We start from the raw sequence: 22,712 nt of genomic DNA on the forward strand, positions 1-22,712 counted from the left end.
ACCGTGGCGGTCAGCAGACGACGATTGGCTCGCGAGGCGCTGCTGCAGGCCCTCTACCAATGGCAGTTGAATCCCGCACCTTGCAGCGAGATCGCCCGCCAGTTTCTGGAGGATGACGAGCGTCTGGTGGGAGCGGACCGGAGCTTCTTCGAGGAGATCTGGGCGCGCCTGTGTCCGGCGCTGGATGCCCTGGACGAGACCATTGCCGCCGTGATCCTGGATCGGCGCTGGGCGGATGAGGTCAGTGAGGTGGAGCGCGCCATACTCCGTCTAGGTGCCTTCGAACTGCGGGATGAGCGGCAGACGCCCTATCGCGTGATCATCAACGAGGCTGTGGAACTCAGCAAGGCTTTCGGCGCGGAGCAGGGACACCGCTTCATCAACGGGGTCCTCGATCGCCTGGCCCATCAGTGGCGCCAGAGCGAGCTGGAGAGCGACGGCAAGAACCCATTGCAGAGCCGCAAATAAGTTCTGGCAAAGTCTGAAGCACTTGTTGTAAGCTACTGTGGCTCAAGGTAATTGCTGTCACATTGGAGGGTCGATCACATGCGCGGGTCCCGGCATCGCACAGAATGGATGAATCGTTGTCTCGGTTTGGGCCTTGGCGTTCTGCTGGCTTCTGCCAGCGCCACGGCCTGGGCACAGGCGCCAGTGGCCAAGGCAGAGGTGGAGGACAATGCCAGCACGCAGCCGGCCAACCTCACCACCGCCAAGCTCGAGAATAGTATCGGTACGCGCTGCGCCCTGGGTGAGGGTGTGCCCCAGGATTATGCCCTGGCCGCGCAGTGGTTCCGCAAGGCCGCGGAACACGGCTATGGCAAGGCCGAATACAATTTGGGTATGCAGTACTACTTCGGTCAGGGTCTGCCCCAGGATTACGCCCTGGCGGCGTACTGGTGGGAGCGTGCGGCCAACCAGAACATTTCGGCCGCTCAGTACAACCTGGGCAATCTCTACTTCATGGGCCAGGGTGTAAGTCGGGATTACCAGAAAGCCGCGTACTGGTGGCAAAAGGCCGCTGCCAGCGGTAACGCCGACGCCAGCCGGAATTTGGCGGTCCTCGCCAAGATGGAACCCGCCGTGCTTCACAGCACGCCGCTGGCGGGTCCGGTGGCGACCAGCGCGGCTGCGCCCCAGGGGTAAACGGACGCAAAAGAGCGTGTCAGTGCTCGGCGCTGCTGTGGCCGGCCTGCGCTCTCATGCTCTCGGCGCGCTCGATTTCCAGTTGGGCGCGCTTTCCACGTTCAGCTGCCAGATCTGCCTCGACCTCAGCAATACGCTTCTCGTGTCGGCGAATCCGCCAGCGATTGCGCAGGTGCGTCGGTAAATAGACGATCAGTGCCGCCACAAAACCCGCCAGGAAACCAATGAGCAGGACCACGCCCAAAGACTGCTGAAACTCCCAGCTCAGGAAGGTCACTTTGGCCGGAGCGTTGTTCTCCACAGCGAAGAGCACCGCCAGGGCGCCGATGATGAAAGACAAAACCATCCACATAACGATCTCCCTCCCTAGATTTTCCCACGAAAGAATACACGGCGCAGCCACCAGAAGCCTAGAGCAGAAAGCACGGGTAGGCCGATCAGCCACAACCACACCGGCAGACCCAGCACATCGCGATAGAGCTCGTGCTCCAGGGTGGCGACAATGGCCAGTCCAATGAACAGAAAGGCTGAACTCGTGCTGATGGCAAGCCGTCGGAGACCATTGCGGAGTTCCTGGCGGATGCCGGCGAGGTCCGGATTTTCCACCTGCAGGGGCAGTCGACCCTGGTGCGCCTGTTGCATCAGGCCGTGCAGTAGTACAGGCATCTCCGGTAGGACCAGCCCCCACTGCGGAAACTGTTGCCGCAGCGCATGCCACCAGGCCTGAGGCCCGCGTTGACGGTTGAGCCAGTCGCGCAATAGCGGTGTGGCAATCTCCCAAATATTCAAGGACGGGTTGAAGTCTCGGGCAATGCCTTCGACATTGACCAGGGTCTTCTGCAGCAGTAACAGCTGAGGTTGGGTCTGCATCTGGAAGGTGCGCGTGGTCTGGAAGAGTCGCAGCAGCAATTGGGCCACGGAGATTTCGTTGAGCGGTTTTTCAAAGATCGGCTCCGCCAAGGCCCGGATGGCCGTCTCGAAATCTTGGATGTTGGTGTCGGGTGGCACCCAGCCTGCCTCCACGTGTGCCTCAGCGACCCGGCGATAATCGCGGTTGAAGAAGGCCACCATGTTCTCTGCCAGGTAGTGCTGGCTGGCTTCGTCGAGGCTGCCCATGATGCCAAAGTCCACGGCAATGAATCGCCCATTGTTGGGATCGACGAAGATATTCCCCGGGTGCATGTCGGCGTGAAAATACGAGTCGCGGAAGACCTGACGGAAAAAGATCTCGGCCGCCCGCCGCGACAGCTGGTCGAAATCGATTCCGGCAGCCCGCAGAGCTTCCCTGTGGCCGATGGGAATACCGTAGATGCGCTCCATGACCAGTACCTCGGAGCTGCAATAGTCCCAGTAGATCTCAGGAACATAGAGCAGCTCCGGCTCCGCCAGGAAGTTGCGCCGCAATTGGCTGGCGTTGGCCGCTTCGCGCAACAGATCCAGTTCCCCCCGCAGGGTCTTCGCGTATTCGGCGACCACCGCGCGCACACGCAGTCGCCGGCCTTCCTGGGAGTAGCGCTCGGCAAATTCCGCCAAAGACGCTAGAATGCCGAGGTCCTGCTCAATGATCCGACCAAGCCCCGGTCGTTGGATCTTGACCGCTACGGCGCGACCGTCCAGCAGCTCGCCGAAGTGGACCTGCGCAATGGAGGCCGCCGCCGCAGGTTCCGTGTCCAGATGTTTGAAGACTTTGCCAAGCTCGGTTCCGAGGCTCGTCTCTATCCGCTGGCGTGCCTCTGCCCAGGAAAAGGGCGGCACCGCATCCTGAAGACGCGCCAGTTCTTGGGTGATGGCGTCTGGCAGCAGGTCCCGCCGGGTCGACAGCATCTGCCCGAGCTTGATAAAGGTGGGACCCAGACTTTCCAGGGCCATACGCAGGCGTACCGGAAAGTCGCCCGATGGCTTCGGCATGATCCACAGCAGCGGATTCAGTTTGAGAATGGCCTGATAGGGTTTCAGCAGGGGCAGAAAATAGAGGACCTCGTCCAGACGATAACGGACGAGCACCCGAGTGATAACCAGAATTCGCAGGAAACGCAGGTAGGATTGGCGCATGGCTGCGATTCTAGCACGGAAACTGCCAGCGACGATGTGGAAATCCACAAGCAAATGGGCCCAGAAGGGCCCATTTTTACAGCGACCTAGACACTATATTTACTGCTGAACGGTCTTTTCCACCTTGATGCTGGAGTTGATCTCGACCCGCTGGTTCAAGAAGCGTCCCTCGGGGGTAGCGTTGCTGGCCACCGGATCGTTGTAAGAGTGACCCTTCAGCACCATCCGATCGCGCGGAACGCCATGACGCTCCAGGTACTGAGCGACGCTTTCGGCGCGCAGCTTGGAGAGCTTCAGGTTGTAGGCGTAGGTACCCACCTTGCTGCAGTAGCCGTTGACGTCCAGCACCGCATCCGGGTGTTCCTTGGCAAAGTCCGCGACCTGGTCGAGGACCTTGATGTCCCGATCCAGAAGCTTGTAGGAGTTGAATTTGAAATTGATGCCCGTGATCGTGATCGGTTTACTTACCAAAACCGTCTTTTCCACTGGCGCGATCGGCGCGGGTGCCGGAGCGGGCGCTGGGGCCGGAGCCGGCTTAGCCGCCACCTTGGGTGCACAGTAGGCTGGCGTTGCGCCGTCGGTCACCGGACGGCCACCACGCACACATTGGCCGGTACCGGTCACGACCGGCTGTCCCTGCCCATTGATGGCGTAGCCTTCGTAGGCGTTTTCCGCCAGAGCTGCGGTACTGACGAGCCCGGCGGCAAGCCCTGCGATCAGTGCCACTCTTTTGTTCTTGATCATGATTTAACCCTCCTCTTGTCAAGCCGCTGCCCCGTTTGCTCAGCGGAGAACCGAAACAACCTCCGAAGAATGTTGTAAACGGGCAACGATGTCAAGGGATACGGTTGCCGACGCCCTTGCAGCAGGGTCTCGAGCTGTGGCATTTTGTCGGCTTGGCAGTCGTCGTCATGCGCACGCGGCTGGCCGGGCTTTCTTAAAATCCTCAACCCAGACAGCGGGAATCGCACACGCAGATTCCCGCGGCCGCCTTCTACTTGACACTGCACGGACCCGCGCCCATAATTCGCCGCTACCGTGGGAGGGGTTCCCGAGCGGTCAAAGGGATCAGACTGTAAATCTGACGGCTCTGCCTTCGGAGGTTCGAATCCTCCCCCCTCCACCATAACTGTTTGAGTTGTTTCGGCTTCGGTCGTGCGGGTGTAGTTCAATGGTAGAACCTCAGCCTTCCAAGCTGATGGTGTGGGTTCGATTCCCATCACCCGCTCCAAGTACAGGCCCACATAGCTCAGTCGGCAGAGCACTTCCTTGGTAAGGAAGAGGTCACCGGTTCGAATCCGGTTGTGGGCTCCATTTTTTCGGTCGATCTTGGGTCTTGCTTTTTTGGAGAAAGTCTGATGTCCAAAGGAAAGTTTGAGCGGACGAAGCCGCATGTGAACGTGGGGACGATTGGTCATGTGGACCATGGGAAGACCACCTTGACGGCGGCGCTGACGAAGGTGTTGTCGGCGAAGTTTGGTGGGGAGGCGCGGGCCTACGACCAGATCGACAATGCGCCGGAAGAGCGGGCGCGTGGTATTACGATTGCGACGTCGCACGTGGAGTACGAGACGGAGAACCGGCACTACGCGCACGTGGACTGTCCGGGGCATGCGGACTATGTGAAGAACATGATCACGGGTGCGGCGCAGATGGACGGTGCGATTCTGGTGGTATCGGCGGCGGATGGTCCGATGCCGCAGACGCGGGAGCACATTCTGTTGGCGCGTCAGGTGGGGGTGCCCTACATCGTGGTGTTCATGAACAAGGCGGACATGGTGGACGATGCGGAGCTCCTGGAGCTTGTCGAGATGGAGGTACGGGAGCTGTTGTCCAAGTACGATTTCCCGGGGGACGACATTCCGGTGGTGATCGGATCGGCGCTGAAGGCTCTGGAAGGGGATCAGAGCGACATTGGTGAGCCGGCCATCATCAAGTTGGCGGCGGCCATGGACAGTTACATTCCGATGCCCGAGCGGCCCATCGACAAGACCTTCCTGATGCCCATCGAAGACGTCTTCAGTATTTCCGGGCGTGGTACGGTGGTGACCGGGCGTATCGAGCGCGGTATTGTCAAGGTGGGCGATGAGATCGAGATCGTGGGATTGCGGCCGACGAGCAAGACCACGGTGACGGGAGTGGAGATGTTCCGCAAGATTCTGGATCAGGGTCAGGCGGGGGACAACGTCGGGGTGCTGCTGCGCGGCACGAAGAAGGACGAGGTGGAGCGTGGTCAGGTGCTGGCCAAGCCTGGCAGTATCAAGCCGCACACGCGTTTTGAGGCGGAAGTGTACGTGTTGTCCAAGGAAGAGGGGGGTCGGCACACGCCCTTTTTCAACGGATACCGGCCGCAGTTCTATTTTCGGACGACGGACGTGACGGGGGCGGTGGAGTTGCCGGAGGGTGTGGAGATGGTGATGCCGGGGGACAACATTCAGTTCAAGGTGACCCTGATTGCGCCCATCGCCATGGAAGAGGGGCTGCGCTTTGCGGTGCGTGAGGGCGGTCGGACCGTCGGCGCCGGCGTCGTGTCCAAGGTGGTGGAGTAGTTACCGTAGGAAATAAAGCGTTGGAAGACGGCGGCAGATTCCGCCGTTTGCCGTCTGCAGGGCAGTAGCTCAATTGGTAGAGCAGCGGTCTCCAAAACCGCAGGTTGGGGGTTCGAGCCCCTCCTGCCCTGCCATTTTTAAAGGTGCAGCGTTCATGTCGGAGAAAGTGAAACTCTATTCCGCGGCAATCCTTGCCGCCTTGGGGGTGTTCGCCTACTTCCTGATCCCGCTGCACCTGGGTACGCTATATCCCAGTCTGGCCTTGATCCTTGCCTTGGCGCTCGCGCTCCTGGTGTTTGCCACCAGTGCTGCTGCCAAGGCGCTCGTCGTGTTTTTCCGCGAAGCCTATGTGGAGCTGCTCAAGGTCGTCTGGCCGTCGCGCAAGGAGGTATTGCGCAGCACGGGCGTCATCTTGGCCTTGATCATCGTCATAGCGATCTTTCTCTGGCTTGTGGATATAGCCTTGCTGGCCATTGTGCGCTTTGCCTTGGGGGGCGTGGGATAATGACGATGCGATGGTACGTGGTACACGCCTTTTCGAGCTTTGAGAAAAAGGTGCAGGCAGAAATCCGCGAACGTGCGAAGCGGGAAGGATTGGAGGATCAGTTCGGCGAGATCCTCGTCCCCGTCGAAGAGGTCGTGGAGATGCGCAACGGTCAGAAGACCAGTTCCCAGCGCATGTTCTATCCGGGCTACGTGCTCGTGCAGATGGAGATGAACGATCAGACCTGGCACCTGGTCAAACACACGCCGCGGGTGACGGGTTTCGTCGGCGGTTCCGTGGGCAAGCCGCACCCCTTGAGTGAAGCCGAGGCCAACGCCATCCTCGATCGTATCAAGGAGGGGGTCGAGAAGCCGCGTCCGAAGTTCAGCTTCGATCCTGGCGAGCAGGTCCGGGTCATCGATGGGCCCTTCAAGGACTTCAGCGGGGTTGTGGAAGAGGTCAACTTCGAGAAGAGCAAGCTGCGCGTCTCGGTCACTATTTTTGGACGTTCCACCCCGGTGGAGCTGGATTTTGGTCAGGTAGAAAAAATCTGACCATCTGCGACGAGGGAGCCTTTTCCGGCGTTTGCACCTCATGGAGAGTTGAATGGCAAAGAAAATCACGGGTTACATCAAACTGCAGGTGAAGGCTACCCAAGCCAATCCCAGCCCACCCATCGGCCCCGCTCTGGGTCAGCGCGGTCTGAACATCATGGAATTCTGCAAGGCCTTCAATGCCCAGACCCAGGGTATCGAGCCGGGTCTGCCGCTACCGGTCATCATCACCGTGTTCGCCGACAAGAGTTTCACCTTCGAGGTGAAGACGCCACCGGCGCCGGTGCTGTTGATGAAAGCAGCGGGTCTGACCAAGGGCAGCGGACGGCCCAACACCAACAAGGTGGGCCAGGTGACCGAGGCGCAGATCGAGGAGATCGCCAAGACCAAGATGCCGGACCTCAATACTCAGGATCTGGAGTCTGCCAAGCGCAGTATTCGTGGCACCGCCCGCAGTATGGGCATCACGGTGGAGGGCTAGCTCATGGCCAAGGTTTCCAAGAGAGAGGCTGCCTTGCGGCAGCTGGTGGATCGCAGCAAGCGTTATGCCGTCGACGAGGCGCTGGCGCTGGTGAAGCAGGGCGCGACGGCAAAGTTCGACGAGTCCGTGGACGTGGCGGTGGGTCTCGGTATCGATCCCCGCAAGTCCGATCAGGTAGTGCGTGGTGCCGTGGTCCTGCCCAAAGGCACCGGCAAGACCATGCGCGTAGCGGTCTTCGCTACAGGCGACAAGGCCAATGAGGCGCGCGAGGCCGGTGCGGATCTCGTCGGCATGGAGGATCTGGCAGAACAGGTCAAGGCCGGTCAGATGGATTTCGATGTGGTTATTGCCACTCCCGACGCCATGCGTGTGGTGGGTGCGCTGGGGCCGGTGCTGGGCCCGCGCGGCCTGATGCCCAACCCCAAGGTGGGGACGGTAACCGCAGACGTGCGCACGGCCGTGCAGAACGCCAAGGGCGGCCAGGTGCGCTACCGTGCCGACAAGGGTGGTATCGTCCACAGCAGTATCGGCAAGGCGTCCTTCAGTGTCGACGATCTGCGCGAGAATCTGCTGGCACTCATGGATAGCTTGAAGAAAGCCAAGCCGGCCACCAGCAAGGGCATCTACATTCGCAAGATCAGTGTTTCGCCCACCATGGGCCCGGGCGTGCCCGTGGACCCGTCTGGGCTCTAAGGTTTCGTCCTCGGTGACGAAAGGTCGGCGCAAGCCGGCGTTCAAAGACCGCAGGGGGCTTCGGCCTTAAACATCCCGCCCTGCGTAGGCGACGGCGCGCCAAGAATTTTTGGCCGCCTCTGTCCAACTGGAGGTAGCAGTCCAATGAGTCTCAAGCTCGCAGAAAAGGAACAGGTAGTCGCTGCACTGCAAGCGAAGCTCGAGGGTGTGCAAGCTACCGTGGTAGCGGAGTATCGGGGCTTGACGGTAGCGCAGATGACGGAGTTGCGCGCTGCCGGACGCAAGCAGGGTGTATGGATTCAGGTGGTGAAGAACTCACTCCTGCGTCGCGCCCTGAAAGACAGCCCTTTCCTGGTGATGGATCCCCTGCTCAAGGGCCCGCTGGTCTTTGCGGCCAGTGCGGATCCCGTGGCCATGGCCAAGCTCTTCACGGACTTTGCCAAGCGTTACGATAAGCTGGTCATCACCGGCGGTGCTCTGGGGTCTCAGCTCATGGATCCGCAATCCCTGGCGCAGCTCAGCAAGATGCCCTCGCGCGAGGAGTTGCTGGCCAAGCTCATGGGTACCATGCAGGCCCCCATCTCTACCTTCGTGCGCACACTCAACGAGGTTCCCGGACGCTTCGTCCGCACCCTCGCCGCAGTGCGCGACCAGAAAGCAGCGTAATTCATTCATATTTTCATAGGAGTATAGATCATGGCATTGTCCAAGGCCGAAATTCTGGATGCCATTGCTGGCATGACCGTCCTGGAGCTCTCCGAGCTGATCAAGGACATGGAGGAGAAGTTTGGTGTTTCTGCCGCGGCCGTAGCGGTGGCGGCTGGCCCCGCCGCCGGTGGCGCGGGTGGTGGTGAGGCGGCGGCTGCGGCTGAGGAGCAGACGGAGTTCGACGTCATCCTTACCGCCGCCGGTGCCAATAAGGTCAACACCATCAAGGTGGTGCGTGCCATCACCAATCTCGGCCTGAAGGAGGCCAAGGATCTGGTGGACGGTGCACCCAAGCCGGTCAAGGAAGGTGTCTCCAAGGCCGAGGCGGAGAGCATCAAGGCGCAGCTGGTCGAAGCTGGTGCCCAGGCAGAAATCAAGTAAAAGCAGTATCTTGGCTTTACCGGCTGGCGACGCTGGACGTTGCCAGCCCCTTATTATTGGCGGTAGTCACCGCTTTTGTCGGATCTCTTCTTAGCGAGCGTCGCGCGGAGCACTCATGGCCTATTCTTTTACTGAAAAGAAACGGATTCGTAAAGACTTTGGCAAGAGCCAGAGCATCCTGCAGGTGCCCTATCTGTTGGCCACCCAAATGGATTCGTACCGGGATTTTCTGCAAGCCGAAGTGCCGGCCGCTGCGCGCAAGGAGGTCGGACTGCAAGAGGTGTTCCGCTCGCTCTTCCCCATGGAGAGCTACTCGGGCAATGCCAGCCTCGATTTTGTCTCGTATCGGCTGGAGAAGCCCGTCTTCGACGTGGTGGAGTGCCGCCAGCGCGGCTTGACCTACTGCGCTGGTCTGCGCGTGCGTCTGCGCCTGGCACTCTACGAAAAGGACGACAGTACCGGTGCCAAGCGCATCAAGGATGTCAAGGAGCAGGACGTGTATATGGGGGAACTCCCCCTGATGACGGAGCACGGTTCCTTCGTCATCAACGGTACGGAGCGGGTCATCGTGTCGCAGCTACACCGCTCTCCGGGGGTGTTCTTCGATCACGATCGGGGCAAGACCCATTCCTCGGGTAAACTGCTCTTCAACGCGCGGATCATTCCTTACCGCGGTTCTTGGCTCGACTTCGAGTTCGACCCTAAGGATCACATTTACGCCCGTATCGACCGACGCCGCAAGTTGCCGGCGACGACCTTGCTGCGCGCCCTGGGTTACAGCACCGAAGACATCCTGGCCATGTTCTTCGAGACGGATACCTTCCGTATCGATGGTAAGCGTATCTTTTACCATCTGATTCCGCAGCGTCTACAGGGTGAGACGGCGGTATTCGATATCGTGCACCCCAAGACCGGTGAGGTGGTCGTGGCGGCGGGCAAGCGCGTGACGGCGCGTCACGTACGCCAGCTCAGCGACCTGGGCGGAGAGCAGGAAGTGGAAGTACCGGAGGCCTTTCTCCTCGGTAAGGTGCTCGCTCAGGATCTGGTGGATGAGAGCACTGGCGAGCTTATCGTGGCGGCCAACGAGCCTCTCGACGCGGAGACCCTCGAGCGTCTCTACGCCCTTCCGTCCCGCAGTCTGCGCACGCTCTACACCAACGAGCTGGATCGCGGCGCCTACATCTCCGAGACCCTGCGCATCGATACGGCGCGGGACGCGCACGAGGCGCAGCTGGAGATCTACCGCCTGATGCGTCCGGGTGAACCGCCCTCCAAGGATGCCGCCCAGAATCTTTTCCAGGGTCTCTTCTTCAGTCCGGATCGCTACGATCTGTCCGCCGTTGGTCGGATGAAATTCAATCGGCGGGTGGGGCGGGAGGAGATCACCGGCCCCGGAGTGCTCAGCAACGAGGACATCATCGATGTGCTCAAGGTGCTTGTGGCCTTGCGCAACGGCCAGGGCGACATCGACGACATCGATCACTTGGGCAATCGCCGCGTGCGCTCTGTGGGTGAGCTGATGGAAAATCAGTTCCGCCTGGGTCTGGTGCGGGTCGAACGGGCGGTGAAGGATCGCCTGGCCCTGGCCGAGAGCGAGGGGCTCACGCCCCAGGATCTCATCAACGCCAAGCCCATCGCGGCGGTGGTCAATGAGTTCTTCGGTTCCAGTCAGCTCTCGCAGTTCATGGATCAGACCAATCCCTTGTCGGAGGTCACCCACAAGCGTCGTGTGTCGGCCCTGGGGCCGGGCGGACTGACTCGCGAGCGGGCGGGATTCGAGGTGCGCGACGTGCACCCCACCCATTACGGGCGCATCTGCCCCATCGAGACGCCGGAAGGGCCGAACATCGGTCTCATCAACAGCCTTTCCTGCTACGCCCGCACCAACGCCTACGGTTTTCTGGAGACCCCCTATCGGCGGGTGATCGAGGGCAAAGCGACGGATGAGGTGATCTATCTCTCGGCTATCGACGAGGGCAACTACGTCATCGCCCAGGCCAACAGCACCTTGGACGAGGACAATCGTCTCGTGGATGAACTGGTGTCCTGCCGGCACCGCAACGAGACCATTCTGGCCACTCCGGATCAGGTGCAGTTCATGGATATCTCGCCACGGCAGATCGTGTCGGTGGCGGCCAGCCTGATCCCCTTCCTGGAACACGATGATGCCAACCGCGCCCTCATGGGCTCCAACATGCAGCGCCAAGCCGTACCGACGGTGCGCTCCCAGGCGCCGCTGGTGGGCACGGGGATGGAACGGGTGGTGGCCATCGATTCCGGTGCTGCCATCAAGGCCGAGCGTGGCGGGGTGGTGGACAGTGTGGACGGAGCTCGCATCGTGGTACGGGTCAATGACGAAGAAACCCTTCCCGGAGAGCCCGGCGTCGATATCTACAATCTGGTGAAGTACGCCCGTTCCAACCAGAACACCACCCTCAATCAGCGTCCCATCGTCAAGGTGGGAGACGTGGTGGCGCGCGGCGATGTGCTCGCCGACGGCCCCAGCACCGAAATGGGCGAGCTGGCCCTGGGGCAAAACATCCTGGTGGCCTTCATGCCTTGGAACGGCTACAACTTTGAGGACTCCATCCTCATCTCCGAGCGGGTGGCTGCGGAAGACCGCTACACCACCATCCACATCGAGGAATTCTCGGTCTTTGCCCGCGATACCAAACTGGGGCCGGAAGAGATCACCCGCGACATTCCCAACGTGGCCGAGGGGGCGCTGCGCCACCTGGATGAGTCCGGCATCGTTGTCATCGGCGCCGAGCTGGCGCCGGGCGACATCCTGGTGGGCAAGGTCACGCCCAAGGGTGAGACGCAGTTGACCCCTGAAGAGAAGCTGCTGCGCGCCATCTTCGGCGAGAAGGCCTCGGACGTGAAGGACAACTCCATGCGCATGCCGGCAGGCATGTACGGGACCGTCATCGACGTCCAGGTGTTCACCCGCGACGGTATTGAAAAGGACGCCCGGGCCAAGGCCATCGAAGAAGAGCAGCTGCGCAAGATCCGCAAGGACGTCAACGACGAGTATCGGATCTTCGAGCAGGATAGCTTCCAGCGTATTGAGCGTCTGCTGCTGAACAAGGTGGCGGAGGGTGGTCCCCAGGGGCTGGCGGCGGGTGCCAAGATCACCAAGGCCTACCTCAAGGAGCTACCGCGCAGTCAGTGGTTCGACATCCGCCTGCGCAGCGAAGAGAGTAACGCAGCGCTGGAGCAGATCCGGGCGCAGTTGGAACAGCAGCGTGAGCGTCTGGACGCGGTCCTGGAAGAAAAGCGGCGCAAGCTGACACAGGGCGACGACCTGAGCCCCGGCGTGCTGAAAATGGTCAAAGTCCACGTGGCGGTGAAGCGGCAGTTGCAGCCCGGCGACAAGATGGCAGGTCGCCACGGTAACAAGGGTGTGGTGTCCAAGATCGTGCCGGTGGAAGACATGCCCTATCTGGCCGACGGTACCCCGGTGGATATCGTCCTCAACCCCCTGGGCGTGCCTTCGCGCATGAACGTCGGGCAGATTCTGGAGACGCACCTGGGCTGGGCCGCCAAGGGGCTGGGCCGGCGTATCGAGGAGATGTTGGAGAACCAGCGCCAGGTGACGGAGATCCGCGCCTTCCTGAAGGAGATCTACAACCGTTCCGGCAAGAAGGAAGATCTGGATCTGCTCAGCGATGAGGACATTCTGGATCTCGCCCAAAATCTCCGCCGCGGTGTGCCCATGGCAACCCCGGTCTTTGACGGAGCCTCCGAAGAGGAGATCCGCGACATGCTGGAGCTCGCCGGGCTGCCGCGCAGCGGTCAGGTCACCCTCTACGACGGACGCAGCGGCGAGGCCTTCGATCGACCCGTCACCGTCGGCTACATGTACATGCTGAAGCTCCACCATCTGGTGGACGACAAGATGCACGCACGCTCCACCGGCCCCTACAGCCTGGTCACCCAGCAGCCTTTGGGCGGCAAGGCGCAGTTCGGTGGTCAGCGCTTCGGCGAGATGGAAGTCTGGGCATTGGAGGCCTACGGTGCGGCCTACACCTTGCAGGAAATGCTCACGGTCAAGTCCGATGACGTTTCTGGGCGCAGCAAGATGTACGAGTCCATCGTCAAGGGCGACTTCCGCATGGATGCCGGCATGCCCGAGTCCTTCAATGTACTCCTGAAGGAATTGCGGTCGCTCGCCATCGACATCGAACTGGAACAGTCCAACTAAAGGTCCACAGGCGGACAAGGAAGGGTGCCTTGAAAGATTTATTGAAGCTGTTCAAGCAGAACGATCGGCAGGAAGAGTTCGACGCCATCCGTATCGGCATTGCCTCGCCGGACAAGATCCGGTCCTGGTCCTACGGTGAGGTGAAAAAGCCCGAGACCATCAACTACCGGACCTTTAAGCCCGAGCGGGAAGGGCTGTTCTGCGCCAAGATCTTTGGTCCCATCAAGGACTACGAGTGTCTCTGCGGCAAGTACAAGCGTCTGAAACACCGCGGTGTCGTCTGTGAGAAATGCGGCGTCGAAGTGACCCAGGCCCGGGTCCGGCGCGAGCGCATGGGGCACATCGAACTGGCAAGTCCCGTCGCCCACATCTGGTTCCTGAAGTCCCTGCCGAGCCGCATGGGCATGATCCTGGATATGGCGCTTCGCGATATCGAGCGGGTGCTCTATTTCGAGGCCTACGTCGTCGTGGATCCGGGTTTGACGCCCATGGATCGCGGGACGATCCTCAGCGAGGATCAGTACCTGGACGCCCTGGAGGAGTATGGTGACGAATTTGTCGCCAAGATGGGCGCCGAGGGTATCCGCGATCTGCTGCGGGCCATTCCCCTCAAGGAAGAGATCGAGAAGACCCGCAACGAACTGCGCGAGAGCAATTCCGACACCAAGACCAAGAAACTGGCTAAGCGTCTGAAGATCCTCGAGGCCTTCGACACTTCCGGCAATCGTCCCGAGTGGATGATCATGGAAGTCCTACCGGTGCTGCCGCCGGATCTGCGGCCCTTGGTGCCCCTGGATGGTGGTCGTTTCGCTACCTCCGATCTGAATGACCTCTATCGTCGAGTCATCAACCGGAACAATCGCCTGAAGCGCCTATTGGAGCTCAAGGCTCCGGACATCATCGTGCGCAACGAAAAGCGCATGCTCCAAGAGGCCGTGGATGCCCTCCTGGACAACGGTCGTCGCGGTCGCGCCATCGCCGGTCCCAACAAGCGGCCCCTGAAGTCCCTCGCGGATATGATCAAGGGCAAGCAGGGACGTTTCCGCCAGAATCTCCTGGGTAAGCGGGTGGATTACTCCGGACGTTCGGTGATCGTCGTCGGCCCGGAACTGCGGCTGCACCAGTGCGGACTGCCCAAGAAGATGGCCCTGGAACTCTTCAAGCCCTTCATCTTCAACAAGCTGGAGGAGCGTGGCCTGGCCACTACCATCAAGGCCGCCAAGCGTCTGGTGGAGCAGGAGAAGCCCGAAGTCTGGGATATCCTCGAAGAGGTCATCCGCGAGCATCCGGTCATGCTGAACCGAGCGCCGACCCTGCACCGTCTGGGTATCCAGGCCTTTGAGCCGGTACTCATCGAGGGTAAGGCCATCCAGCTGCATCCCCTGGTTTGTGCCGCCTACAATGCCGACTTCGACGGCGACCAGATGGCCGTGCATGTGCCCTTGTCGCTGGAGGCCCAGCTGGAGGCGCGCACGCTCATGATGTCCACCAACAACATCCTGAGCCCTGCCAATGGCGAGCCCATCATCGTGCCCTCCCAGGACATCGTGCTGGGTCTCTACTACGTCAGCCAGGAGCGCGCGGGGGCGCCTGGTACCGGCAGTGTCTTCGCCGATACCGCGGAGGTGCGCCGCGCCTACGACACCGGTCAGGTGGGACTGCACGCCCGAATCACGGTACGTTTCCGCGGTGAGCGGGTAGAGACGACGGTGGGCCGTGCGCTGCTGGGCGATATCCTGCCCGAAGGTCTGCCCTTCAAGGTCATCAACCGGGTCCTGAAAAAGAAGGTCATCGCCGAACTCATCAATACCTGCTACCGCACCCTGGGCGTGAAGGATACGGTGATCTTTGCCGATCAGCTCATGTATACGGGCTATCGCATGGCTACCCGTGGCGGTATCTCCTTCGGCGCCGGCGATATGGTGACGCCGCCGGAGAAGGAGACGATCCTGGCGCGGGCCGAGGAAGAGGTCAAAACCATTCAGGAGCAGTACACCTCCGGTCTCGTCACCGAGGGCGAGCGCTACAACAAGGTAGTGGACATCTGGTCGCGGGCGACCGATGAGGTCGCCAAGGCGATGATGGATCTGGTGAGCAAGGAAAAAGTGGTGCTTGCCGATGGCAAAGAGGTCCAGCAGGACTCCTTCAACTCCATCTTCATGATGGCCGACTCGGGAGCCCGTGGTTCGGCGGCACAGATTCGCCAGTTGGCGGGTATGCGCGGTCTCATGGCCAAGCCCGACGGCTCCATCATCGAAACGCCCATCACCGCCAACTTCCGCGAAGGTCTGAACGTCCTCCAGTATTTCATATCCACCCACGGTGCCCGTAAGGGCCTGGCGGATACCGCACTGAAGACGGCCAACTCCGGCTACCTCACCCGCCGTCTGGTGGACGTCACGCAGGACCTGGTGGTCGTCGAGCACGACTGTGGCACCGAAGAAGGCCTGCCCATGATGCCCCTGGTGGAGGGCGGTGAGGTCATCGAGGCCTTGCGGGATCGTGTCCTCGGACGGGTCACGGCGGAGGACATTCAGCACCCCAACAGCGGTGAGGTGGTGATTGCACGCAACACTCTGCTGACGGAGAAGCTGCTGTCGACCCTGGACGAACTGGGCATCGACTCCCTCAAGGTGCGCTCGCCGCTCACCTGCAAGTCGCGTCACGGCGTCTGCGCGCTGTGCTACGGCCGCGACCTGGCCCGCGGCCACCTGGTGAACATCGGTGAGGCCGTCGGCGTCATTGCCGCCCAGTCCATCGGTGAACCGGGCACACAGCTGACCATGCGTACCTTCCACATCGGCGGTGCCGCCAGCCGCGCCGTGTCCCAGAGCAGCATCGACATCAAGCAAGGTGGCGCCATCCGTTACCAGCCCAATCTACGACTGGTGACCCACCCCAGCGGTCGTCACGTGGTCGTGGCTCGCAACGGCGAGATCACCGTCACCGACGAGCAGGGTCGCGAGAAGGAACGCTATAAGGTGCCCTATGGTGCCACCATTCTGGTGGACGATGGTGCCACGGTCACGGCGGGCAAGCGGATTGCGGAGTGGGATCCGCACACACGGCCCATCGTCAGCGAAATCGGCGGCCGCGCGGTGCTCAAGGATGTGGTCGAGGGCGTCAGCGTCCAGGTGCAAAGCGACGATATCACGGGGCTCTCCACCTGGATGGTGCTGGACGCGAAGCAGAGGCCGGCGGCGGGCCGCGACCTGCGGCCCATGATCACCCTGCAGGACGAGCAGGGTCAGGACTTGAAGCTTCCCGGCACGGATCTGCCGGCGCGCTACTATCTGCCCGCAAGGGCGGTATTGGCGGTGCAGGAGGGCTCGACGGTCCAGCCCGGCGACATTCTCGCCCGTTTGCCCGTCGGCACCAGCAAGACCCGCGACATCACCGGTGGTCTGCCGCGGGTTGCGGAGCTCTTCGAAGCGCGCCGCCCCAAGGATTTCGCCATCGTTGCCGAACACGACGGCATCGTCAGTTTCGGCAAGGATACCAAGGGCAAGCAGCGGCTCATCATCACCGACGAGCACAATGAGCAGCACGAGTACCTCATTCCCAAGGGGCGCCACGTCACCGTCCACGACGGCGAGCGTGTCAGTCCCGGCGAGCCTCTGGTGGAAGGCCAACCCGTTCCCCACGATATCCTCCGGGTGTTGGGAGTACAGGCGCTCGCCAACTATATCGTCGATGAGGTGCAGGACGTCTATCGCCTGCAGGGTGTGCGTATCAACGACAAGCACATCGAGGTGATCCTGCGGCAGATGCTACGTAAAGTGGAGATCAACTACGCGGGGGACAGCAGCTTCATCCCGGGTGATCAGGTGGATCGCGCCCGTGTCGAAGAAGAGAACGCGGCGCTGGAGGCCGCCGGCAAGGAGCCGGCGCGCTTCACCCCCATGCTGCTGGGTATCACGAAGGCCAGCCTCTCGACGGAGTCCTTCATTTCCGCGGCGAGCTTCCAGGAAACCACGCGTGTGCTCACGGAGGCGGCGGTGGCCGGCAAGGTGGACGATCTGCGTGGGCTCAAGGAGAACGTCATCGTCGGTCGCCTCATTCCGGCGGGTACCGGGCTCGCGTACCACGAGCATAGACGCCGGCGCAACCGCGGAATTCCGGCGGTGCTGGACGGGGAGAGTGAGCCCAGCGAAAGCACGGTAGCCGAGCTGCAGTAACTCGTTTTTCGCCAAGACTTTTCTTGACACCCTGGGCGCGCATCACTAAAATGCGCGCTCTCGCTAGCGGCGCATTCCGGCCGCTTTCTGACTTTGGAGATGGTAGATGCCCACACTGAATCAATTGGTGCGCAAACCGCGCAAGGCGCCGACGGCCAAGAGCAAGGTGCCCGCCCTGGAAGCAAATCCCCAGAAGCGCGGCGTCTGTACCCGTGTCTACACCACCACCCCGAAAAAGCCCAACTCGGCTCTGCGTAAGGTGGCGCGTGTGCGTCTCACCAACGGCTTCGAAGTCAGCAGCTACATTCCGGGTGAGGGACACAATCTGCAGGAGCACTCTGTGGTCCTTATTCGTGGCGGCCGTGTCAAGGACCTCCCCGGCGTGCGCTACCACATCGTCCGCGGCACCCTGGATACCGCGGGCGTCAAGAATCGTAAACAGGCCCGTTCCAAGTACGGTGCCAAGAGGCCCAAGTAAAGGCCGGTCGTAGCCTATCCGCATCGAGGAGTTTCGAGAGTCATGCCAAGACGTCGTGAAGTGCCCAAGCGTACGGTCCTGCCGGATCCAAAGTACAAGGAAGAGCTGATCGCCAAGTTCGCCAACGTGATGATGCGCGATGGCAAGAAGAGTACCGCAGAGAAGATCGTCTACGGCGCTCTTGAAATCGTTGGTGAGAAAGCCAAGACGGATCCCATGGAGGTCTTTCGCAAGGCCATAGACAACGTCCGTCCGGTTGTGGAGGTCAAGAGCCGTCGTGTCGGTGGCGCCACCTACCAGGTACCGGTGGAGGTGCGCTCCGATCGCCGCATGGCTCTTGCGATGCGTTGGCTGCGCGATTCGGCGCGCAAGCGCAATGAAAAATCCATGGGCAATCGTTTGGCGGCAGAGATTCTCGAGGCGGCCGAAAATCGTGGCAACGCCGTGCGCAAGCGCGAAGAGACGCACCGAATGGCCGAAGCGAACAAGGCCTTCGCCCACTTCCGCTGGTAACTCCCACCGTTTTCAACGACAAGGACCGAACCGTGGCGCGCACAACCCCCATCGACCGCTATCGCAACATCGGCATCATGGCTCACATCGATGCCGGCAAGACGACTACCACCGAGCGTATCCTCTTCTACACCGGGGTCTCGCACAAGCTGGGTGAGGTGCACGAGGGCACCGCGACCATGGACTGGATGGCCCAGGAGCAGGAGCGCGGCATCACCATCACTTCCGCGGCAACCACCTGCTTCTGGAAAGGGATGGACGGCTCTCGCCCCGAGCACCGCATCAATATCATCGACACGCCCGGACACGTGGACTTCACCATCGAGGTGGAGCGTTCTCTGCGCGTGCTGGACGGTGCGATGGCGGTATTCTGCGCCGTCGGCGGCGTGCAACCGCAGTCGGAGACGGTGTGGCGGCAGGCGAACAAGTACGGCGTACCCCGTATTGCCTTCGTCAACAAGATGGATCGTCAGGGTGCCAACTTCCAGCGTGTGGTGGAACAGATCCGCACGCGTCTTCGTGGCAATGCTCTGCCGATCCAGCTACCCATCGGTGCTGAGGACAGCTTTCACGGCGTCATTGATCTCTTCAAGATGAAGGCCATCATCTGGGACGACGCCACTCAGGGGATGCGATTCAACGAGGAAGAGATCCCGGCCGAGCTCAAAGAGGCGGCGGAGGCTGCCCACCACGCCATGGTCGAGGCTATCTGCGACACCGACGAGACCCTCATGATGAAGTATCTCGAGGGTGAAGAAATCTCCCTGGATGAGCTCAAGGCCGCGCTGCGGCGTGCCACCATTGCCAGCGAGCTGGTCCCGGTACTCTGTGGTAGCGCTTTCAAGAATCGGGGCGTGCAGGCAGCCCTGGATGCGGTCCTTGACTATTTGCCCTCGCCGGTCGACATCCCTCCGGTAGTCGGTACCGACCCCAACCAGGGTGGAGAGGTGCAGCGTTCCGCGGACGACAACGAACCCTTTTCGGCCCTGGCCTTCAAGATCATGACCGATCCCTTCGTCGGTCAGCTCACCTTCTTTCGGGTCTATTCCGGTGTGCTGCAGGCCGGATCCACGGTCCTGAATCCGGGCCGTGGTCAGCGCGAGCGCATCGGTCGCGTCCTGCAGATGCACGCCAACGAGCGGCGCGAGATCAAGGAGGTTTACGCCGGTGACATCGCCGCGGCCGTCGGTCTGAAGACCGCCTACACCGGTGACACCCTCTGCGACATGAACAAACCCATCCTGCTCGAGCAGATGGAGTTCCCGGAGCCGGTGATCCACGTCGCCGTGGAGCCTAAGACCAAGGCCGACCAAGAAAAAATGGGCATCGCCCTGGGCAAGCTCGCCCAGGAGGATCCTTCCTTTCGGGTGCGCACCGATCAAGAGTCGGGCCAGACCATCATTTCCGGGATGGGCGAGTTGCACCTGGAAATCATCGTCGATCGCATGAAGCGGGAGTTCAATGTCGAGGCCACCGTGGGTGCGCCACAGGTAGCCTACCGGGAAACCATCCGCAAAACCGTGGAGTCGGAAGGCAAGTTCGTCCGTCAGTCTGGCGGCCGCGGCCAGTACGGTCACGTGTGGTTGCGCCTGGAACCCTTGGAGCCCGGCAGCGGATTCGTCTTCGAGAACGGCATCGTCGGCGGTGTCGTACCCAAGGAGTACATTGGTCCGACCCAGAAAGGCGTTGAAGAGGCCCTGGAAAATGGTATAATCGCCGGCTTCCCGGTGGTTGATGTGAAGGCGACCATCTTTGACGGCTCCTACCACGAGGTGGACTCCTCGGAAGCGGCCTTCAAGATCGCCGGCTCCATGGCTTTCAAGGCGGGTGCGGCCAAGGCCAACCCGGTGCTGCTCGAGCCCATCTTCGCGGTCGAGGTGGTCACGCCCGAGGAGTACATGGGCGACATCATCGGCGACATCAATAGCCGTCGCGGGGTGATGCAGGCCATGGAAGACGAGGCGGGCGCCAAGGTGATCAAGGCGGAAGTGCCGTTGGCGGAGATGTTCGGGTACGCCACCACCTTGCGTTCGCTCTCCCAGGGACGCGCCACCTACACCATGCAGTTTGAGAAGTATCTGGAAGTTCCGGGCCACGTGGCCGAAGCCATCATCAAGAAAAGTCAGCGCTAGTCGTTAGGAGAGTGGAGAATGTCCAAAGGAAAGTTTGAGCGGACGAAGCCGCATGTGAACGTGGGGACGATTGGTCATGTGGACCATGGGAAGACCACCTTGACGGCGGCGCTGACGAAGGTGTTGTCGGCGAAGTTTGGTGGGGAGGCGCGGGCCTACGACCAGATCGACAATGCGCCGGAAGAGCGGGCGCGTGGTATTACGATTGCGACGTCGCACGTGGAGTACGAGACGGAGAACCGGCACTACGCGCACGTGGACTGTCCGGGGCATGCGGACTATGTGAAGAACATGATCACGGGTGCGGCGCAGATGGACGGTGCGATTCTGGTGGTATCGGCGGCGGATGGTCCGATGCCGCAGACGCGGGAGCACATTCTGTTGGCGCGTCAGGTGGGGGTGCCCTACATCGTGGTGTTCATGAACAAGGCGGACATGGTGGACGATGCGGAGCTCCTGGAGCTTGTCGAGATGGAGGTACGGGAGCTGTTGTCCAAGTACGATTTCCCGGGGGACGACATTCCGGTGGTGATCGGATCGGCGCTGAAGGCTCTGGAAGGGGATCAGAGCGACATTGGTGAGCCGGCCATCATCAAGTTGGCGGCGGCCATGGACAGTTACATTCCGATGCCCGAGCGGCCCATCGACAAGACCTTCCTGATGCCCATCGAAGACGTCTTCAGTATTTCCGGGCGTGGTACGGTGGTGACCGGGCGTATCGAGCGCGGTATTGTCAAGGTGGGCGATGAGATCGAGATCGTGGGATTGCGGCCGACGAGCAAGACCACGGTGACGGGAGTGGAGATGTTCCGCAAGATTCTGGATCAGGGTCAGGCGGGGGACAACGTCGGGGTGCTGCTGCGCGGCACGAAGAAGGACGAGGTGGAGCGTGGTCAGGTGCTGGCCAAGCCTGGCAGTATCAAGCCGCACACGCGTTTTGAGGCGGAAGTGTACGTGTTGTCCAAGGAAGAGGGGGGTCGGCACACGCCCTTTTTCAACGGATACCGGCCGCAGTTCTATTTTCGGACGACGGACGTGACGGGGGCGGTGGAGTTGCCGGAGGGTGTGGAGATGGTGATGCCGGGGGACAACATTCAGTTCAAGGTGACCCTGATTGCGCCCATCGCCATGGAAGAGGGGCTGCGCTTTGCGGTGCGTGAGGGCGGTCGGACCGTCGGCGCCGGCGTCGTGTCCAAGGTGGTGGAGTAATGGCCAGCTCCAAGATTCGTATCCGGCTCAAGTCCTATGATTACCGGATGCTGGATATTTCCGCGGCGGAAATCGTCGAGACGGCGCGCCGTACGGGCGCACGGGTCTGTGGGCCTATCCCCTTGCCTACCAAGATCGAGCGCTTCACCGTATTGCGCTCGCCGCACGTCGACAAGAATGCACGGGATCAGTTCGAGCAGAGGACGCACAAGCGCCTGTTGGACATTCTGGACCCCAACGACAAGACCGTGGATGCCCTGATCAAGTTGGATCTGGCCGCCGGCGTCGATGTCGAAATCAAGTTGTGAGGGAATGATCATGGCCATCGGCTTGGTTGGACGCAAAATAGGTATGACCCGGATTCAGAGTGAAGACGGGCGAGTGGTGCCGGTTACGGTGATCCAGGTGGAGGCAAACACTATTACCCAGATCAAGACCCTGGAGCGTGACGGTTACGAAGCCATCCAGGTGACGACGGGAGAGCGGCGGCCGCAGCGAGTCACCTCGGCGCTGGCCGGTCACTACCGGCGCGCCGGTGCCCAACCGGGGCGGCTGTTGCGTGAATTTCGTGATGCAGGCCTCGCGGACGCCCAACTGGGCCAAGAGCTGGGTCTCGACATGTTCAATGCCGGGCAGCGCGTAGACGTGACCGGAGTCAGCAAGGGAAAAGGTTTTGCCGGCGCTATCAAGCGGCACAACTTTCGCAGCAACCGGGCTAGCCACGGTAACTCGCTGTCCCATCGGGCACCGGGATCCATCGGCTGTCGGCAGACGCCGGGCCGAGTGTTCAAGGGTAAGAAGATGGCGGGACAGTTGGGCAACGAGCGTGTCACTACCCTCAACCTTGAGCTGGTACGTATCGATACAGAGCGTCGCCTGCTCATGGTCAAGGGCGCGGTGCCCGGGGCCAATCAGGCTGACGTGATCGTCCGGCCGGCCGTACGGGCTTAGGA

20 protein-coding genes and 4 tRNA genes are annotated in these 22,712 nt (G+C 61.3%); 21 read left to right on the plus strand and 3 right to left on the minus strand.

Going from position 1 to position 22,712, the window contains the following annotated elements; translation table 11 throughout:
* The first annotated feature begins 3 nt into the window (after window positions 1–3).
* Both nusB and Q0C23_RS06155 read left to right on the plus strand, forming a co-directional pair.
* The gene (nusB, locus tag Q0C23_RS06150; protein WP_291511503.1) at window positions 4–468 is read left to right on the plus strand and encodes a transcription antitermination factor NusB; all 465 of its coding nucleotides are present in this window, start codon (window positions 4–6) and stop codon (window positions 466–468) included.
* Between the two features lie 108 nt (window positions 469–576).
* Window positions 577–1,143: a tetratricopeptide repeat protein gene (locus Q0C23_RS06155; protein ID WP_291511504.1), complete on the plus strand. Its 567-nt coding sequence runs from the start codon at window positions 577–579 to the stop codon at window positions 1,141–1,143.
* A 19-nt stretch (window positions 1,144–1,162) separates the two neighbouring features.
* Here Q0C23_RS06155 and Q0C23_RS06160 read toward each other — a convergent pair whose 3' ends face one another.
* From Q0C23_RS06160 to Q0C23_RS06170, 3 genes are all read right to left on the minus strand, one after another.
* Complete coding sequence (locus Q0C23_RS06160; RefSeq protein WP_291511505.1) at window positions 1,163–1,489, minus strand: lipopolysaccharide assembly LapA domain-containing protein; 327 nt, start codon at window positions 1,487–1,489, stop codon at window positions 1,163–1,165.
* 20 nt (window positions 1,490–1,509) lie between these two features.
* Window positions 1,510–3,195, minus strand: a complete 1,686-nt coding sequence (gene ubiB / locus Q0C23_RS06165) for a 2-polyprenylphenol 6-hydroxylase (protein ID WP_291511506.1) — start codon at window positions 3,193–3,195, stop codon at window positions 1,510–1,512.
* 99 nt (window positions 3,196–3,294) lie between these two features.
* Window positions 3,295–3,939 carry an OmpA family protein gene (locus Q0C23_RS06170; protein WP_291511507.1) on the minus strand — a complete coding sequence of 215 codons (645 nt, stop codon included), beginning with the start codon at window positions 3,937–3,939 and terminating at the stop codon, window positions 3,295–3,297.
* 297 nt (window positions 3,940–4,236) lie between these two features.
* Here Q0C23_RS06170 and Q0C23_RS06175 point away from each other — a divergent pair.
* The 19 genes from Q0C23_RS06175 (at window position 4,237) to rplC (ending at window position 22,710) form a co-directional block, all read left to right on the plus strand.
* A tRNA-Tyr gene (locus Q0C23_RS06175) sits at window positions 4,237–4,321 on the plus strand.
* 31 nt (window positions 4,322–4,352) lie between these two features.
* Window positions 4,353–4,426 (plus strand) — tRNA-Gly (locus Q0C23_RS06180).
* A 7-nt stretch (window positions 4,427–4,433) separates the two neighbouring features.
* Window positions 4,434–4,509, plus strand: a tRNA-Thr gene (locus Q0C23_RS06185).
* A 44-nt stretch (window positions 4,510–4,553) separates the two neighbouring features.
* On the plus strand, window positions 4,554–5,744 hold the full coding sequence (gene tuf, locus Q0C23_RS06190; protein ID WP_291511508.1) for an elongation factor Tu: 1,191 nt from the start codon (window positions 4,554–4,556) through the stop codon (window positions 5,742–5,744).
* Between the two features lie 58 nt (window positions 5,745–5,802).
* Window positions 5,803–5,878: transfer RNA gene (locus tag Q0C23_RS06195), tRNA-Trp, on the plus strand.
* 20 nt (window positions 5,879–5,898) lie between these two features.
* The gene (gene secE / locus Q0C23_RS06200) at window positions 5,899–6,249 is read left to right on the plus strand and encodes a preprotein translocase subunit SecE (protein WP_291511509.1); all 351 of its coding nucleotides are present in this window, start codon (window positions 5,899–5,901) and stop codon (window positions 6,247–6,249) included.
* Entirely contained in the window at window positions 6,249–6,782 is a 534-nt protein-coding gene (gene nusG / locus Q0C23_RS06205) for a transcription termination/antitermination protein NusG (RefSeq protein ID WP_291511510.1), read from the plus strand. The genes secE and nusG overlap by 1 nt, the downstream gene beginning before the upstream one ends.
* A gap of 52 nt (window positions 6,783–6,834) precedes the next feature.
* Entirely contained in the window at window positions 6,835–7,263 is a 429-nt protein-coding gene (rplK, locus tag Q0C23_RS06210) for a 50S ribosomal protein L11 (RefSeq protein WP_291511511.1), read from the plus strand.
* 3 nt (window positions 7,264–7,266) lie between these two features.
* A complete protein-coding gene (gene rplA / locus Q0C23_RS06215; RefSeq protein ID WP_291511512.1) occupies window positions 7,267–7,956 on the plus strand; it encodes a 50S ribosomal protein L1 in 690 nt (229 codons plus the stop codon).
* 144 nt (window positions 7,957–8,100) lie between these two features.
* Window positions 8,101–8,622, plus strand: coding sequence for a 50S ribosomal protein L10 (gene rplJ, locus Q0C23_RS06220; protein ID WP_291511513.1), 522 nt, complete (start codon window positions 8,101–8,103; stop codon window positions 8,620–8,622).
* Window positions 8,623–8,652: 30 nt separating this feature from the next.
* The gene (gene rplL / locus Q0C23_RS06225) at window positions 8,653–9,045 is read left to right on the plus strand and encodes a 50S ribosomal protein L7/L12 (protein WP_291511514.1); all 393 of its coding nucleotides are present in this window, start codon (window positions 8,653–8,655) and stop codon (window positions 9,043–9,045) included.
* 115 nt (window positions 9,046–9,160) lie between these two features.
* Window positions 9,161–13,249 carry a DNA-directed RNA polymerase subunit beta gene (gene rpoB, locus Q0C23_RS06230; RefSeq protein WP_291511515.1) on the plus strand — a complete coding sequence of 1,363 codons (4,089 nt, stop codon included), beginning with the start codon at window positions 9,161–9,163 and terminating at the stop codon, window positions 13,247–13,249.
* Window positions 13,250–13,278: 29 nt separating this feature from the next.
* Window positions 13,279–17,427, plus strand: coding sequence for a DNA-directed RNA polymerase subunit beta' (gene rpoC / locus Q0C23_RS06235; protein WP_291511516.1), 4,149 nt, complete (start codon window positions 13,279–13,281; stop codon window positions 17,425–17,427).
* Window positions 17,428–17,533: 106 nt separating this feature from the next.
* Window positions 17,534–17,905 (plus strand): 30S ribosomal protein S12, encoded by a 372-nt coding sequence (rpsL, locus tag Q0C23_RS06240; RefSeq protein ID WP_004867899.1) that lies wholly within the window; start codon window positions 17,534–17,536, stop codon window positions 17,903–17,905.
* A gap of 42 nt (window positions 17,906–17,947) precedes the next feature.
* Window positions 17,948–18,418, plus strand: coding sequence for a 30S ribosomal protein S7 (gene rpsG, locus Q0C23_RS06245; RefSeq protein WP_004867897.1), 471 nt, complete (start codon window positions 17,948–17,950; stop codon window positions 18,416–18,418).
* Window positions 18,419–18,450: 32 nt separating this feature from the next.
* Window positions 18,451–20,550: an elongation factor G gene (gene fusA / locus Q0C23_RS06250; RefSeq protein ID WP_291511517.1), complete on the plus strand. Its 2,100-nt coding sequence runs from the start codon at window positions 18,451–18,453 to the stop codon at window positions 20,548–20,550.
* A gap of 18 nt (window positions 20,551–20,568) precedes the next feature.
* Window positions 20,569–21,759 (plus strand): elongation factor Tu, encoded by a 1,191-nt coding sequence (gene tuf / locus Q0C23_RS06255; protein WP_291511508.1) that lies wholly within the window; start codon window positions 20,569–20,571, stop codon window positions 21,757–21,759.
* The gene (gene rpsJ, locus Q0C23_RS06260; RefSeq protein WP_291511518.1) at window positions 21,759–22,067 is read left to right on the plus strand and encodes a 30S ribosomal protein S10; all 309 of its coding nucleotides are present in this window, start codon (window positions 21,759–21,761) and stop codon (window positions 22,065–22,067) included. Before tuf (Q0C23_RS06255) ends, rpsJ begins: the two co-directional genes overlap by 1 nt.
* Window positions 22,068–22,077: 10 nt before the next feature.
* Window positions 22,078–22,710, plus strand: coding sequence for a 50S ribosomal protein L3 (rplC, locus tag Q0C23_RS06265; protein ID WP_291511519.1), 633 nt, complete (start codon window positions 22,078–22,080; stop codon window positions 22,708–22,710).
* Window positions 22,711–22,712: the final 2 nt, after the last annotated feature.

Source organism: Acidithiobacillus sp. (genome assembly GCF_023256195.1).
In the GTDB taxonomy this organism is placed as follows: Bacteria; Pseudomonadota; Gammaproteobacteria; order Acidithiobacillales; family Acidithiobacillaceae; genus Acidithiobacillus_A.